The organism is Algoriphagus jejuensis (genome assembly GCF_039523455.1).
Classification (GTDB): domain Bacteria; phylum Bacteroidota; class Bacteroidia; order Cytophagales; family Cyclobacteriaceae; genus Algoriphagus; species Algoriphagus jejuensis.
In genome coordinates, this window is the sequence record NZ_BAAAFI010000042.1 from 37381 (window position 1) to 51760 (window position 14380).

General features: G+C 47.2%; 13 protein-coding genes and 4 tRNA genes. 6 read left to right on the plus strand and 11 right to left on the minus strand.

Annotated elements, in window-relative coordinates; all coding sequences use genetic code 11:
* Nucleotides 1–12: 12 nt before the first annotated feature.
* The 3 genes from ABD031_RS16590 (at nucleotide 13) to ABD031_RS16600 (ending at nucleotide 4355) form a co-directional block, all read left to right on the plus strand.
* Nucleotides 13–2244 carry an NADP-dependent isocitrate dehydrogenase gene (locus ABD031_RS16590; RefSeq protein WP_343853502.1) on the plus strand — a complete coding sequence of 744 codons (2232 nt, stop codon included), beginning with the start codon at nucleotides 13–15 and terminating at the stop codon, nucleotides 2242–2244.
* A gap of 386 nt (nucleotides 2245–2630) precedes the next feature.
* Nucleotides 2631–3635 (plus strand): type I glyceraldehyde-3-phosphate dehydrogenase, encoded by a 1005-nt coding sequence (gene gap / locus ABD031_RS16595; protein ID WP_343853504.1) that lies wholly within the window; start codon nucleotides 2631–2633, stop codon nucleotides 3633–3635.
* Nucleotides 3636–3734: 99 nt separating this feature from the next.
* Nucleotides 3735–4355 (plus strand): LON peptidase substrate-binding domain-containing protein, encoded by a 621-nt coding sequence (locus tag ABD031_RS16600; protein ID WP_343853506.1) that lies wholly within the window; start codon nucleotides 3735–3737, stop codon nucleotides 4353–4355.
* 68 nt (nucleotides 4356–4423) lie between these two features.
* Here the strand turns inward: ABD031_RS16600 and ABD031_RS16605 are convergent, their stop codons facing one another.
* The 6 genes from ABD031_RS16605 to ABD031_RS16630 all read right to left on the minus strand — a co-directional run bounded on the left by ABD031_RS16605 (nucleotide 4424) and on the right by ABD031_RS16630 (nucleotide 7287).
* Entirely contained in the window at nucleotides 4424–6235 is a 1812-nt protein-coding gene (locus ABD031_RS16605; RefSeq protein ID WP_343853508.1) for an arylsulfatase, read from the minus strand.
* A gap of 111 nt (nucleotides 6236–6346) precedes the next feature.
* The gene (locus tag ABD031_RS16610; protein ID WP_343853510.1) at nucleotides 6347–6709 is read right to left on the minus strand and encodes a VOC family protein; all 363 of its coding nucleotides are present in this window, start codon (nucleotides 6707–6709) and stop codon (nucleotides 6347–6349) included.
* Between the two features lie 162 nt (nucleotides 6710–6871).
* Nucleotides 6872–6944: transfer RNA gene (locus ABD031_RS16615), tRNA-Lys, on the minus strand.
* A 58-nt stretch (nucleotides 6945–7002) separates the two neighbouring features.
* Nucleotides 7003–7076 (minus strand) — tRNA-Arg (locus ABD031_RS16620).
* Between the two features lie 26 nt (nucleotides 7077–7102).
* Nucleotides 7103–7176: transfer RNA gene (locus ABD031_RS16625), tRNA-Pro, on the minus strand.
* A gap of 38 nt (nucleotides 7177–7214) precedes the next feature.
* Nucleotides 7215–7287 (minus strand) — tRNA-Lys (locus ABD031_RS16630).
* A 331-nt stretch (nucleotides 7288–7618) separates the two neighbouring features.
* Between ABD031_RS16630 and ABD031_RS16635 the strand changes: the two genes are divergently transcribed.
* Complete coding sequence (locus ABD031_RS16635; protein WP_343853512.1) at nucleotides 7619–8143, plus strand: SH3 domain-containing protein; 525 nt, start codon at nucleotides 7619–7621, stop codon at nucleotides 8141–8143.
* Between the two features lie 60 nt (nucleotides 8144–8203).
* On the opposite strand, the gene ABD031_RS16640 is transcribed toward ABD031_RS16635, so the two are convergent.
* The 5 genes from ABD031_RS16640 to ABD031_RS16660 all read right to left on the minus strand — a co-directional run bounded on the left by ABD031_RS16640 (nucleotide 8204) and on the right by ABD031_RS16660 (nucleotide 11997).
* Complete coding sequence (locus tag ABD031_RS16640; RefSeq protein WP_343853604.1) at nucleotides 8204–8371, minus strand: hypothetical protein; 168 nt, start codon at nucleotides 8369–8371, stop codon at nucleotides 8204–8206.
* An 84-nt stretch (nucleotides 8372–8455) separates the two neighbouring features.
* On the minus strand, nucleotides 8456–9196 hold the full coding sequence (locus tag ABD031_RS16645) for a 3-keto-disaccharide hydrolase (RefSeq protein WP_343853600.1): 741 nt from the start codon (nucleotides 9194–9196) through the stop codon (nucleotides 8456–8458).
* 2 nt (nucleotides 9197–9198) lie between these two features.
* A complete protein-coding gene (locus tag ABD031_RS16650) occupies nucleotides 9199–9618 on the minus strand; it encodes a c-type cytochrome (RefSeq protein WP_343853514.1) in 420 nt (139 codons plus the stop codon).
* Nucleotides 9619–9743: 125 nt separating this feature from the next.
* Nucleotides 9744–10796: a sugar phosphate isomerase/epimerase family protein gene (locus tag ABD031_RS16655; RefSeq protein WP_343853516.1), complete on the minus strand. Its 1053-nt coding sequence runs from the start codon at nucleotides 10794–10796 to the stop codon at nucleotides 9744–9746.
* Between the two features lie 31 nt (nucleotides 10797–10827).
* Nucleotides 10828–11997, minus strand: a complete 1170-nt coding sequence (locus ABD031_RS16660) for a Gfo/Idh/MocA family protein (RefSeq protein ID WP_343853518.1) — start codon at nucleotides 11995–11997, stop codon at nucleotides 10828–10830.
* A 245-nt stretch (nucleotides 11998–12242) separates the two neighbouring features.
* Between ABD031_RS16660 and ABD031_RS16665 the strand changes: the two genes are divergently transcribed.
* Nucleotides 12243–13469, plus strand: a complete 1227-nt coding sequence (locus ABD031_RS16665; protein WP_343853521.1) for a nucleoside permease — start codon at nucleotides 12243–12245, stop codon at nucleotides 13467–13469.
* Nucleotides 13470–13480: 11 nt separating this feature from the next.
* Nucleotides 13481–14356: a hydroxypyruvate isomerase family protein gene (locus ABD031_RS16670; RefSeq protein WP_343853523.1), complete on the plus strand. Its 876-nt coding sequence runs from the start codon at nucleotides 13481–13483 to the stop codon at nucleotides 14354–14356.
* Nucleotides 14357–14380: the final 24 nt, after the last annotated feature.

Below are 14380 nucleotides of genomic sequence, written 5' to 3' on the forward strand. Positions count from 1 at the left end.
CCAATTGAAACTATGAGTGATCAAACTCCAAAAATCCTCTATACGCTGACCGACGAGGCTCCTGCCTTGGCTACGTATTCCCTCCTTCCGATTGTACAAGCCTTCACCAAGTCTGCTGGTGTGCAGGTCGAAACGAGAGACATCTCGCTTTCTGGCCGGATTATTTCCACCTTCCCCGAGTATCTGAAGCCTGAACAAATCATAAATGACGACCTCGCCGAACTGGGCAAAATCGCCACCACGCCAGAGGCCAACATCGTGAAGCTTCCAAACATTTCCGCTTCCGTGCCTCAGTTGAAAGCTGCCATCAAAGAACTCCAGGCTCAAGGATATGCACTTCCCGACTACCCGGAAGAGCCGAAAACCGAAGAAGAGAAAAACATCAAGTCCAAATACGACAAGATCAAAGGTTCCGCAGTAAATCCTGTTCTTCGCGAAGGAAACTCAGACCGAAGAGCTCCTTTGGCGGTGAAAAACTACGCGAAGAAACACCCTCATTCCATGGGTAAATGGGCTTCGGACTCCAAGTCACACGTGGACAGTATGACGGAAGGCGACTTCTACGGAAGTGAAAAATCAGTAACTCTCGATTCAGAAACCACCGTTTCTATCGAGTTGGTTGGGAAAGACGGTAAAAAAGAAACCTTAAAATCTGGCTTGAAGCTGTCCGAGGGTGAAGTCATTGACGCATCAGCATTGAGCATCTCTGCGTTGAAGGCTTTCTTGAAAAAAGCCAAAGCCGACGCAAAAGCTAAAGGTGTTTTGTTTTCGCTTCACCTGAAGGCGACTATGATGAAGGTCTCCGACCCGATCATCTTTGGACACGCAGTGAAAGTGTTTTTCGAGCCGGTATTTGCGAAACATGCTGCCACTTTCGAATCAATCGGAGTGGATGTAAACAACGGTTTTGGAGATTTACTTGCCAACCTGGAGAAACTAGACGCCGATAAAAAAGCCGAAATCCTCTCAGACATCGATGACTGCTACGCAGAAAGTCCAGAAGTAGCCATGGTTAATTCCGACAAAGGAATCACCAACTTACACGTACCCAGTGACGTGATCATCGACGCATCCATGCCAGCGATGATCCGCAGCTCTGGCAAGATGTGGGACAAAGGAGGAAAACTCCAGGATACAAAAGCGGTCATTCCAGACAGATCTTACGCCGGAGTTTATCAGGCGACCATAGATTTTTGCAAGGAAAACGGCGCTTTCGATCCAGCGACGATGGGCAGCGTGCCAAATGTCGGCTTGATGGCTCAAAAGGCTGAAGAGTACGGCTCGCACGATAAGACTTTTGAAATTCCTTTTGCCGGCAAAGTGAACGTAGTAAATGCTGCTGGCAAAGTGTTGCTTTCGCATGAAGTGGAAGCCGGAGATATCTGGAGAATGTGCCAGACCAAAGACGCTCCGATTCAGGACTGGGTGAAGCTTGCCGTGACACGCGCCAGACTTTCCGGCACTCCAGCTGTCTTTTGGCTCGATCCGCTGCGAAGTCACGATGCTGAGCTGATCAAAAAAGTAGAGAAATACCTTCCAAACCACGACACTGCAAGTTTGGAAATCCACATCATGCCTCCCGTAGAAGCGACCATCTTCTCCTGCCAAAGAATCAAAGAAGGAAAAAACACGATCTCTGTGACCGGCAACGTACTCAGAGATTACCTGACCGATTTGTTCCCGATCTTGGAAGTAGGAACCTCTGCAAAGATGCTTTCCATTGTTCCACTGATGAACGGCGGAGGCCTGTTTGAGACCGGAGCCGGTGGATCTGCACCGAAGCATGTGGAGCAATTCACCCAAGAAGGGCACCTGAGATGGGATTCTTTGGGCGAATTCTTGGCGCTTGCGGTTTCTTTGGAGCACTTGGGGCAGACTTTCAACAATCCTGAGGCATTGCTTCTCGGAGAAACCTTGGATACTGCAACCGGCAAGTTCCTAGACAACGATAAGTCCCCAGCGCGCGTGGTTGGCAAGTTGGACAACCGTGGCGGTCACTTCTACTTGGCGCTTTATTGGGCTGAGGCACTGGCTGCGCAAACCAAAAACGCTGGACTTCAGGCGAAATTCGCGCCGATTGCAAAAGCTTTGGCAGAAAATGAGGACAAAATCGTCGAGGAGTACAACAGCTCTCAGGGCAAGCCGGTGGACATCGGCGGATACTTCAGGCCCGACGTTGCAAAGACCGCGAAAGCCATGCTACCAAGCGAGACTTTCAACGAGATCTTAGCGAAACTGGCCTAAGCCATTTCATAACATTTAAGGATAGAGCCAGGTGAAAGTCTGGCTTTTTTTGAATACTACGCTCCAAGGGTTTTAGATCCCTTGGAGCGTTTTACTTTTTAGTGTCGGCAAACTTTATCGATCGCCCAGAAACGTGAGGTGCATAAATTCAGTTTTGAAACTCTTTGAAAATAGGGACTGTTCTATTTTCGCAATCCAAAGTAAAATTTTCAAATACGAAATCGTTTGAAATCGAAATCAATGTCATTCCCAATTTCGTGTGGGGAAAGAAGTTTGGGGTAACCGTTAATTTGTAATAACTTAGCCTGCCGCTGGGAAATTTTGACCTAAGATGGTCTCCTGTCGAGTTTTTGGAATCAAACCTATATTCAAAATCAACAATACTTATGAGCAAGATTAAAGTAGGAATCAACGGATTCGGAAGAATCGGACGCCTCGCTTTTCGCGTAGCGCAAGAAAGAGAAGACATCCAAGTAGTAGGCATCAATGACTTGATTGACGTCGAGTACATGGCCTACATGCTAAAATACGACTCGACGCACGGCCAATTCAAAGGCACTGTCGAAGTAAAAGACGGCTCCCTGATCGTCAATGGTAACACCATCCGTGTAACTGCTGAAAAAAGCCCAGCTTCGCTAAAATGGGGCGAAATCGGAGCTGACTATATCATCGAATCTACAGGTATCTTTTTGACAAAAGAAACCGCACAAGGACACATCGACGCAGGGGCCAAGAAAGTAATCATGTCTGCTCCGTCTAAGGACGACACACCGATGTTCGTGATGGGCGTAAACGAAGACGCCTACACTTCAGACATGGTTTTCGTGTCTAACGCATCTTGTACCACCAACTGCCTTGCACCAATCGCCAAAGTCCTAAATGACAACTGGGGTATCGAAGAAGGTTTGATGACTACTGTACACGCGACTACAGCAACTCAGAAAACCGTCGATGGCCCATCTGCCAAAGACTGGAGAGGTGGACGTGGCGCCGGCCAAAACATCATCCCATCCTCAACTGGTGCTGCTAAAGCTGTAGGAAAAGTAATCCCTGAGCTAAACGGCAAATTGACTGGTATGGCGTTCCGAGTTCCTACTCCGGACGTTTCTGTGGTTGACTTAACTGTGAGACTGAAGAAGCCCGCGAAATACGCTGAGATCTGTGCTAAAATGAAGGAAGTATCCGAGACTACCATGAAGGGTGTGCTTGGCTACACGGAGGATGATGTCGTGTCTAACGACTTCATCGGTGATCCGAGAACTTCCATCTTCGATGCCGGAGCTGGAATCCAACTTTCTGACACATTCGTGAAAGTAGTTTCATGGTATGACAACGAGTGGGGCTATTCCAACAAGGTTGTTGACTTGCTCGCCTTCATCGCGAAAAAATAATTATCAAAAGCCCCGAAGATTTCGGGGCTTTTTTCGTTTCAAAGGATGAGTTAATGCAAACCAAATCATAGCTTTTGGTTACGACTTAAACATCTGACTATGTATCTGCCATTTTTTCCATTGAAGCTAGTGGCTTTCCCCGGAGAGGAGCTCAACCTGCATATTTTCGAGCCCAGGTATCGACAGCTCATTGCTGACGTAGAGGAGACTCGGAAAAGCTTTGGAATATGCGTCTATCTAAACTCGCTGAGCGGGTTTGGAACAGAGGTGGTTCTAGAGAAAATAAACAAACGCTACGAGGATGGCCGCCTGGACATTCAAACCCGCGGACTGAGGCCGTTCAAAATCCTGAGTTTCGATAACCCCATGGAGGGAAAGCTCTATGCCGGCGGAACAATAGCCTACCTGAACGACGATCCTAAAATCCCCGAGTTCCTCCATCATGAGTTCATCTTCTACCTGAAGGAAATGCTTCATCTCTTGAACTACCAGGGAGACTTTGATCCTGACGCCGTCAACTCCTACACCTTCACCCACAAGCTGGGGCTGAAACTGGAGGAAGAGCTGGAGTTGCTTCAGCTGGAGTCAGAGAGCCAGCGAACTGAGTATTTGATCAAACATTTCAAGAGGATGATTCCAGTGATCAAGGCCGTGGAACTGGCGAAAGAAAAGATCAAACTCAACGGGCACTTCAAGCACTTGGATCCTTTGAACTTCTAGCGATCCCAGAAGTGTCTACTGGCTCTTTATCTTTGCTATCGGCGAAAGCACGGCCGTTTGCTCCGAAGCTAGATCCTCGTCAAAGTCATCAACCGGAAATCCATCACTGTTCCACTCGGAATCTCCAGTGCTTTGAGCTTGAGTTGCCCTGCTCCCTTCTTCAGCCTGATCTTCCCCATCGTCATCTTACCCCAGTTTTGCTCATACGATTCTTGTCTCGGTGAGCGGTCTTGATCAGCCCCGACCAATTGGGAGTCCACGGCTCTACTAATTCGACCTTCCAGTAAGTCAGCCCCCATGCTCAGTTGAATTTGAGAACCTATTTTATCCGGTTCACAGGTGTAGTATATCTCCACCTCAAACTCTCCATCTGCCAGCACCTCTACGTCCCAAGTAAGACTGTCGGACAGCGAAGTCCAATTGGTGTAAAAGGAGCTGTTTGGGTGCCGACTGGATCTTTTGACACCCCCGTGACCGACGGCATCCCGCGCCGGAAGTTGGTTAAATCGGAAATCGGGATGACCTAACGCAAAGCTCCTCAAATCCTCCTCAGGCAGCTCTGTGGCCACTTCTGCGATCCATTCTCTTTTCGCAGAAAGCATCTTTGCATGAATTTGCGGATGCTCTACTGTCACCACTTTGTACTGCCCTGGATCAGCCTTCAGGTCAAAGAGTTGGTCTTTTTCATCCAAAATGAAATTCTCATCACGAACGCTTGTTTTCCCTGCCCAGTGAGAAATCACATACCTGTTCTCCCAAGACGCAGACTCGCCCAAAAGTAAAGGAGAAAGATCTTTGCCATCGAGGGTTTTCTTTGATCCATGCTCAATTTTTGCCAGGGAAGTCAGAGTTGACAAAAGGTCGATTGCGCTTGCTACTTGGGGAATCTTTTTTCCAGCTTCCAGCTTCCCCTTCCACTGGATAAACAGCGGACTTCGGACTCCACCTTCATCGACGGATCCCTTTTTACCTTTCATCTCCCCATTCCAGCGCGATCCGTTTGGACCGTTGTCAGACAAGTAAATTACAATCGTGTTATCCAACAACCCCAACTGTCCAACCTTTTCCATCAAGCGACCAAGGTTCCAATCGATGTTTTCGACCATTGCATAGGCCGCCCGACTGTGGTCGAGATCCTCCTGATCGGTATAGCGATGGCTGCTGAGTGGTTTGCCTTTGAACCTCTCCCAATACGGCATCGGCACCTGCATGGGGCTGTGCGGCGTGTTATAGGGCAAATAGAGGAAAAATGGCTTGTCACGGTTTGCTTCCGCAAAATCAATCGCCTTGTCCGTCAGGTCATCGATGATAAAACCCTTGCCAGCGACTACCTCACCGTTACGCTCCAGCATCGGGTCAAAGTAATTTCCCCAATGCCCCGAACAGAAGCCGTAGAAATCATCAAATCCCCGGCCGTTGGGATGATAGGGATATTGTGCGCCGCTATGCCACTTGCCATAGGCCGCAGTTTGGTAACCGTTTTCTTTGAAGATATCAGCAATGGTCGTTTCGTCCAAGTCCATTCGCTCTCCGCCTTCGGAAGTGGAATATACGCCGGCCCGAACATGGTACCGACCAGTAAGCAACTCGGCACGCGTGGGGGAGCAGACAGGGCTCACGTAAAATTTATCAAAAGAAACTCCATTTTTGGCTAGCAAATCGATATTGGGGGTGGACAGGTCCGGGTTTCCAGAGCTACTCAAATCTCCCCAACCCTGATCATCGGTCAGGATCAGGATAATGTTTGGACGCAGCTCTTGAAAGTCCTCTCGAGGGATTGAGTCTGCCAAAACCGTGACATGCGGCAAAAGAGTGAAACACAAAGCACCAAAAAACAAAAGTGCCGGCAGTCGGAAGGGTAGGTATTGGGTTTTTTCCATGGTTTTGAAAAGGTAAAAAACATGATTCCTAAAACCCAATCTGCCAACCTAAAACTTAACAAGCGGGTGAAACTCGGGTTCTGCTTAATTTTGGAATCGGTAAGCACGAAGTTACTTTCCCTCGAACTCGATCAGTTCGAAACGATTTCCCCAAGGGTCTCTAAAGAAACACCGGTCTCTCCCCTCAATCCGGGAAGAAAATGCAATCTCTATCCCCTGATCCGCCAAAAATGTCTTTGCCGCAGCAAGATCATTGACTTCAAAGGCAGGATGTCTACCAGAAACCCGAGTATCTATATCTTCTTCTCGAATATGCAGCTCTGCATCTCCCATCGCAAACCACAAAGCACCATTGGGATGTTCACCTGAAATTTCTGGCAACTTCAGTCTTTCTACATAAAATTCCCGTGCTGCAGCCCTTGCCCCCAGAGGGACACAGATCAACACATGGTCAATTCGTCTAAAATCTATCACGAGATAATTGTTTAAAAGTGATGATTGCGTAAATCTAAACCACAATCTTCGTCTTCCCTAGCGTCGAGTTTATTCATCCACCCAACGATAAATCTTAGCTCTTTGCCGTGGTAGAACCAAATGGCCAAAAACACAAAAAGCAGACCTAATGGCCTGCTTTTGTGATCCCGCTGGGATTCGAACCCAGGACCCATACATTAAAAGTGTATTGCTCTACCAGCTGAGCTACAGAATCTACTCTACTCTACTGTCTACAAATAAAAAGCGGAACGTAATTCCGCTTGAAACTCGTGTGATCCTGTCAGGACTCGAACCTGAAACCTACTGCTTAGAAGGCAGTTGCTCTATCCGGTTGAGCTACAGGACCCGTTGACTATCTCTAGTCCAATAAAGTCGGGGTGGCAGGATTCGAACCTACGACCTCCACATCCCAAATGTGGCGCGATACCGGGCTACGCTACACCCCGAAACTTTCTACTCTTTAACCCCTTGCGAGTTAATTTTGTGATCCCGCTGGGATTCGAACCCAGGACCCATACATTAAAAGTGTATTGCTCTACCAGCTGAGCTACAGAATCTACTATCGAGAAAAGACTACTTTTAGCCTTGTTTTTCCAATCCTTAAATCTTCCAAATTGACTCCCTAGCCTTGCTTTTTGCTAAATCATTGCCGTAATTGGACTGCAAATTTATGACTCTGATTTCTAAATGCCAAGTCTCAAATCAATCTTTCTCGCAAAACTTTCTATATTTTTTCTCCTATTTCTACAAAGCATTCATTGTCAAGCCAATGTACCTCAGCTTTTGGTAGCAGATTCTTTGTTTCAGCAGAGAAGCTACAAGGAAGCGATGGCAATTTACCAGACAAACTATCAATTGGGCATCTATTCCCCATCAATGCTGCTTAAAATGTCCTTCATTTCGGAAGGTATCGGAGACAAGGAAAATGCTACGCTCTACCTGAGTAAATACTATGACCTGAGCCCAAATCCCCAAACGATCACGAAGATCAAAAGTCTAACTGGGCAGACCGAATTAATCGGATATCAAGTGAGCGACGGGATGAGATTTGTACTTTTCTTGGTGGAATTCAAAGAGATAATCGTCGGTGCACTCACGTTGTTTCTCATTGTTTCCCTGATCTTCCTTTGGTCTAAGGGCAACAAACTAACTGAGGCACGTTTCTACTGGCCATCTGTGATCTTGATTTCCCTGATATTTGTTACCAACAATTTCCTCAAAGCACAAAACGCAGCTCTAGTCACTAACAGCCCCACACTGATCGTGTCAAAACCAAGCGCTGGAGGAGAAATGGTCGATTTGGTAGAGCCCGGTCACCGGGTAAAAATCAAGGCTTCCAAGGACATCTGGTATGAAGTCGAGTGGAAGGAAAAAGTTGCCTATATCCGCAAAGATAACGTCACTCGGTTTTAGGACTAGTCACATTGCTGATCTGTGGGGTTTGGACCAGTCTAAGCTACCATGTTTGCGCAATCATACCAAAACTGTTGACCTTCCCTGAATCCCATAAATCCTTTGGGCCTGCTTGTAGGTCATCTCGCCTTTTTCCGCACGGCTGACTAGCCCCAATTTAAAGCCCAAGGTGTAATCCTTTTGGCTGCGCTTCTTTGCCTTTTGAAAAGGCTGTTCATCTTTTCCCATAATAAGTCGATTTGGTGTCAACTTATTTTAGGACTAGTCATAAAAATGAAAAAAGCCTCCGAATTCTTTCGGAGGCTTTTTCGATTACAATTTCTTGATGACCAAATTTCGATAGTGAACCACATCTCCATGATCCTGAAGTGCGATCTTTCCCTTCTTGTATTTACCAAAGCCAGGCATATCCTTAAATTTACTGTCGGCGACTAGAGCCTCCCATTCCGGCGTCCATAGGGTCGTCGAGACTACGGTGACTCCATTCAGAATCAAATCCAATTTACCTTGGTTGACGATTACTTCGGCTTGGTTCCATTCTCCGACCGGCTTCACCGTCTCTTCGCTGCTGACAATCAAATCATACAAATCACCGGCTCTGTGGCTGATGATTTTGGCGTCAGGATGACCATCGTTGTCCAGCACCTGCATTTCAAGTCCGGTATGATAGGTCCGTTCAAATTCCGGTGACTCATGCACCAGAAAGATGATCCCGCTATTTCCGTTAGGAGAGATTTTCCACTCGGTTTTGAAATGGAAATTTTCAAACTCCTCGTTCGTCACAATGTCTCCACCATCTCCGTCCTGCCAATTTTCCTTGTTGGTGGCATCGAGGTAAAACTCACCGTTTTCGATCTTCCAACCTTTACCTACTTCTCCTCCGCCGTACTTTGACCAACCATTGAATGTCTGCCCATCGAAAAGTGGCGTCCATTCACCTGCGGTAGTTTCTGCCACGACGATTTCTTCCGTTGAAGTTTCTTCTGATTTAGGCGCAGAACAGGCTAAAAGAAGCCCCGCTGCTGCCACAACTGATAGATAATCCACTCGCATCATTATTTCTTTAGAAGCAAGATATAGCGAACCATGTCCTTTGCATCTTCTTCTGAAACTGCCGGATGTGGAGTCATCATTACTTCGCCCCATACACCAGCCCCGCCTGCTATCACTTTTGCAGCAAGCATATTCACATTTTCCTCTGTGTTTTCGTACTTGGCAGCAACTTCAGCATAAGATGGTCCAATAATTTTCCGTTCTACCATGTGGCATGTCATGCAGTCGGATCCTTTTACTTTTTCGACTCCCTTGATATAGATAGGATCGTCCTTATACTTGTCTTCGAGACTTACTTCCGCTGCTGGAGCTGGAGCGGCAGATTCAGCGGCAGGAGCAGCGGTCTCAGCTGTTTTTTCTCCTCCTCCACAGGCAAAAGCAAAGCCTGCAACAATTGCGAACACTAAAATTTGTTTTTTCATTTATTGGTTTTTAAGTTTTTTCTTAGGTTGTTTTTTCTTTACTATTCTACACGCGTCAAAGTTTCATCCCGAGAAAGGCACTCCGATTTCCAGGTAGTGACTGACTTAGGCAGACCTCTATTCGACTACAGTCCCAATACTCTTCTGTTAAACGCTTCGTCGGCTCCAGTGCCGGCAAAGTCGTCAAAAGCCTTCTCGGTAACACGAATGATGTGGCTATCGATAAACGGCGCGCCTTCTGCGGCACCTTGCTCAGGATGCTTGATCGCACACTCCCACTCCAGCACTGCCCATCCGCTGTAATTGTACTGCGAAAGTTTGCTAAATATTCCTGCAAAATCAACTTGTCCATCTCCCAAAGATCTGAATCGCCCCGCACGCTCTACCCAGCCTTGGAATCCACCATAGACTCCCTGCTTTCCGGTAGGGTTAAATTCAGCATCCTTCACATGGAACATTTTGATCCTTTCGTGGTAGAAATCAATGAATTGCAGGTAATCCAAACACTGCAACACAAAGTGACTTGGGTCATAGAGAATGTTAGCCCGATTGTGTCCACCGACTTTATCCAAAAACATCTCAAAAGAGATCCCGTCATGAAGATCCTCTCCCGGATGCAATTCATAGCAGACATCTACGCCGTATTTGTCAAATTCATTCAAGATCGGCAACCAACGCTTCGCCAGTTCTCCGAATCCCGTATCTACCAAGCCTGCAGGTCTCTGAGGCCAAGGGTAAACTGTATGCCACATCAATGCACCGGAAAAAGTCGCATGCGCAGTCAGGCCCAGATTTGCAGAAGCCTTCGCTCCATACATCAATTGTTGAGTTGCCCACTCTGATTTGCCTTTCAGGTCGCCTTTCAGGTTTGCTGGAGCAAAGCCGTCAAAAAGCTCGTTATAGGCTGGATGCACAGCGACGAGCTGTCCTTGTAAGTGGGTCGAAAGCTCGGTGATTTCCATCCCGGCATCCGCAACGACCCCCTTAATCTCGTCCGCGTACGTCTTGCTTTCGGCAGCTTTTTGTAGATCGATCATTCTGGGATCCCAGCTAGGAATCTGGATTCCTTTATATCCGAGATCAGCCATGTATTGACTGATGTTTTTCAGGTTGTTAAAAGGTGCTATGTCGTCGGCAAATTGTGCCAAAAAGATTGCAGGGCCTTTAATAGTCTTCATTTTGGTTCTGGGTTTGAATAGTATGCAAAAATTATTTTTCTACGATAAAGGGAGTCCATTTCGTATCGGACTTGGTGCTAGCCAAGACATGCTCGATGAAAGCCATTCCGCGGATACCGTCTTCGATACCTGGATAGTCTTCCCATTCCCACTTAGGAGTCTCTCCGGCGCGGTCAGCATAGATGCAGCGCGCAAAATTGCGGTATAAGTTACCGAAAGCCTCCACATATCCTTCGGGATGACCCGCCGGGGTTCGGGTGTTTTCCTGCGCCAAAGAACCCAAGTAGCCAGTGCCAGCACGATAGATCTCCGCAGGTTCACCGGGGAATCGAACCGTCAATGAGTTGTTCAATTCCTGCTCCCATTCCAGTCCACCCTTCTCACCATAGACTCTGACCTTCAGGTTGTTTTCGCAACCGGTATCGGTCTGAGAAGCCATCAGTACGCCGGAGGCTCCATTTTCGAAGCGAAGCAAAACTACCCCGTCGTCATCGATCGGCCGGCCTTCAATCTTAATGTATAGGTCGGCACAGAGATGGGACACTTTTTCACCCGTGATGTATTCTGACATGTGAAAGGCATGGGTTCCGATATCACCCATACACCCCGCCAGGCCATTTCTGGCCGGATCAGTGCGCCATTCCGCCTGCTTGTTGTTCTCGGTTTCGAGAAGTTTGTAGAGCCAGCCCTGTGGATATTCAACATAGACTTTGCGCACCTTTCCGATCTCGCCGTCAGCAATCATCTGCTTGGCTTGTTTGATCATCGGGTATCCTGAGTAAGTATGAGTCAGGAGAAATCGCGGGGCCGCATCATTCACTATATGATAAAGCTCTTTCGCCTGCGGGTAATTCAGCGTCATGGGTTTATCTAGCGCTACATGAAAGCCGTATTTGAGTGCTTTCACGGTAGGGTCAAAATGAACGTTGTTTGGCGTCACGATCGCGACTACATCCATGCGTTGTCCTTCGGGCAGTCGAGATTCTTTCTCATACATCTCATCGTAGTCACCATACACTCTGGCAGGATCGAGCATGAGTTCTTCACCGCGTTGTTTGGATTTGGCAGGATTGGAGCTGAAAGCCCCGCAGACCAGTTCGAACATTCCGTCCATCAGTGCACCGTTGAGGTGGATCGCTCCGATGAAGGAACCCGGCCCCCCGCCGATGAGTCCGAGTTTCAATTTTTTAGCTGTTGACATCGGTCAAAAGATTAGTTTATAGGTTATTTGAGTTGAAAATTAGTGTTCATGATGGGAATTTCGGTGTTCCGGAGAATTCAGATTCTGTAATATGATCAGTAGTCAAATCGGGTTATGAACGGGCTTGGATAAAACATTAAAGTCACTTTCTTAGGATTCTCAAAGGAGATGCTTAAAATACGGCAAAAAGCCCAATTTCTAAATTTCAGGCAAGAATTTCCATTTCCACCCCTCAAAATCAACCCATGAATTTCCCGACCAAGTTTCGCCTTTCCCTGATGATGTTTATGGAGTTTTTTATCTGGGGTGCTTGGTTTGTAACTTTGGGGACATTTCTTGGAAACAACCTCCAGGCAAAAGATCAGGACATTTCCTTGGCTTTTTCCACCCAGTCCTTCGGGGCCATCATCGCGCCTTTTATCGTGGGTTTGATTGCCGACCGATATTTTCACGCACAACGGATCCTCGGAGTGATCCATCTGATAGGCGCTGGTTTGATGTATTTGATGTATTCCGCAACAGACTTTTCCGGCTTCTTTCCATTTTTGCTTGGCTACATGATCTTGTTTATGCCTACGCTGGCTTTGGTAAATTCGATCTCTTTCAATCAGATGAAAGATCCGGCCAAGGAGTTTTCGATCATCCGGGTGTGGGGTACGATCGGATGGGTATCGGCGGGGCTGCTGATCTCCTTTTTGGCTTGGGACAGCCAGGCGGGACTTGCTGAGGGCCTGCTGAAAAACACCTGGATCATGGCTGGATTCGTTTCTCTGTGTTTGGGAATCTACAGTTTTACTTTGCCAGCCACTCCTCCCCGCGCCAAATCCAACGAAAAACTAAAACTGTCAGAGATCCTGGGGTTCGATGCCTTGGGTCTTTTGAAAGACCGTAACTATGCGATCTTCTTTCTTTCCTCCGTATTGATTTGCATTCCTTTGGCTTTTTACTACCAAAACACAAGTCCATTTTTGACAGAAATCGGTGTAAACAATTCCACCGGAAAAATGGCTTTGGGCCAAGTCTCAGAGGTATTGTTCATGCTCGCCTTGCCAATATTCTTCTATCGGTTCGGCCTCAAAAAGACACTCATCGCGGCAATGCTCGCTTGGGCCGTTCGCTACGTGTTTTTCGCGCTGGGTGATGCTGACTCCGGTCTGTGGATGCTGATGATCGGCATTGTCCTTCATGGTATTTGCTACGATTTCTTCTTTGTCGCAGGGCAGATCTATACCGATTCTCATGCGGGCGAAAAATTCAAATCCTCGGCGCAGGGATTATTCACCTTGGCAACGTATGGTGTGGGGATGCTTATCGGCTTTTGGGCTGCCGGGCAGATCTCAAATTTTTACCTATATGAGAACGGCATACACGCCTGGAGGTCAATTTGGTTAATTCCCGCTGGCATTTCCGTCATGGTTTTACTATTTTTCATCTCTTTTTTCAAAGAAGAAAAAATAAAGCCTCAATATTAAACCCATTAACCATGAATTTTGACTCAAGCAGGAGATCTTCCTTTAAGAAAATGATCTTAGGAGGAGCTGCAATGGGCACTTTGTCTTCTTTCGATTGGAAAGAAGGCCAAGCGCCACTCCAACTCAAAGGCAATATCCACCACGGTGTCTGCGCCTGGACTATGCCTTCGCTCAGTTTGGACGAACTTTGCGTAGCGGTAAAAAAAATCGGCTTCAACGCCATCGACCTAGTCGGCCCAAAAGGCTGGGACACGCTCAAAACCCACCAAGTCGAGTGCTCCATGTGTAACGGCGCCGAGCTGGGAATCCCAAAAGGCTGGAACGATCCCCAATACCACGAGCAACTGATCAAGAACTACACCGAGCTCATTCCTCAAGTTGCCAAATACGGCTATAAAAACCTGATCTGCTTCTCCGGAAACCGAAACGGAATGGATGACGAAGTGGGAATGAAAAACTGCTCAGAAGGATTGAAAAAAATCATGGCCGTAGCCGAAAAGCATGGCGTGATCGTCCAGATGGAATTGCTCAACAGTAAAGTAAATCATAAAGACTACATGTGCGACCTCTCTCCTTGGGGCGTGGAGCTTTGCAAGATGGTCGGAAGCGAAAACTTCAAATTGCTCTTTGACATCTACCACATGCAGATCGACGAGGGAGATTTAATCAGAAGCATTCAAACAAACCACCAATATTTTGGTCATTATCATACTGCTGGCAACCCCGGAAGGAATGAGCTAGATGAAAATCAGGAAATTAACTATCCCGCAGTCATGAATGCAATCGTAGCGACCGGCTATCAGGGATATGTTTCCCATGAATTTATACCAAAATCCGACGACAAAATTGCAGCATTGGCTCAGGCTGTGCAGGTTTGCGACGTCTAACATTAAAACCAAAACATCCATACT

What these genes read in the sequence shown, in the direction of transcription:
- ABD031_RS16600 (WP_343853506.1), top strand. Translation starts at nt 3,735, where the DNA reads ATGTATCTGCCATTTTTTCCATTGAAGCTAGTGGCTTTCCCCGGAGAG.
- ABD031_RS16665 (WP_343853521.1), top strand. Translation starts at nt 12,243, where the DNA reads ATGAATTTCCCGACCAAGTTTCGCCTTTCCCTGATGATGTTTATGGAG.
- ABD031_RS16590 (WP_343853502.1), top strand. Translation starts at nt 13, where the DNA reads ATGAGTGATCAAACTCCAAAAATCCTCTATACGCTGACCGACGAGGCT.
- ABD031_RS16605 (WP_343853508.1), bottom strand. Translation starts at nt 6,235, where the DNA reads ATGGAAAAAACCCAATACCTACCCTTCCGACTGCCGGCACTTTTGTTT.
- ABD031_RS16655 (WP_343853516.1), bottom strand. Translation starts at nt 10,796, where the DNA reads ATGAAGACTATTAAAGGCCCTGCAATCTTTTTGGCACAATTTGCCGAC.
- ABD031_RS16635 (WP_343853512.1), top strand. Translation starts at nt 7,619, where the DNA reads ATGTCCTTCATTTCGGAAGGTATCGGAGACAAGGAAAATGCTACGCTC.
- ABD031_RS16650 (WP_343853514.1), bottom strand. Translation starts at nt 9,618, where the DNA reads ATGAAAAAACAAATTTTAGTGTTCGCAATTGTTGCAGGCTTTGCTTTT.
- ABD031_RS16640 (WP_343853604.1), bottom strand. Translation starts at nt 8,371, where the DNA reads ATGGGAAAAGATGAACAGCCTTTTCAAAAGGCAAAGAAGCGCAGCCAA.
- ABD031_RS16670 (WP_343853523.1), top strand. Translation starts at nt 13,481, where the DNA reads ATGAATTTTGACTCAAGCAGGAGATCTTCCTTTAAGAAAATGATCTTA.
- gap (WP_343853504.1), top strand. Translation starts at nt 2,631, where the DNA reads ATGAGCAAGATTAAAGTAGGAATCAACGGATTCGGAAGAATCGGACGC.
- ABD031_RS16660 (WP_343853518.1), bottom strand. Translation starts at nt 11,997, where the DNA reads ATGTCAACAGCTAAAAAATTGAAACTCGGACTCATCGGCGGGGGGCCG.
- ABD031_RS16645 (WP_343853600.1), bottom strand. Translation starts at nt 9,196, where the DNA reads ATGCGAGTGGATTATCTATCAGTTGTGGCAGCAGCGGGGCTTCTTTTA.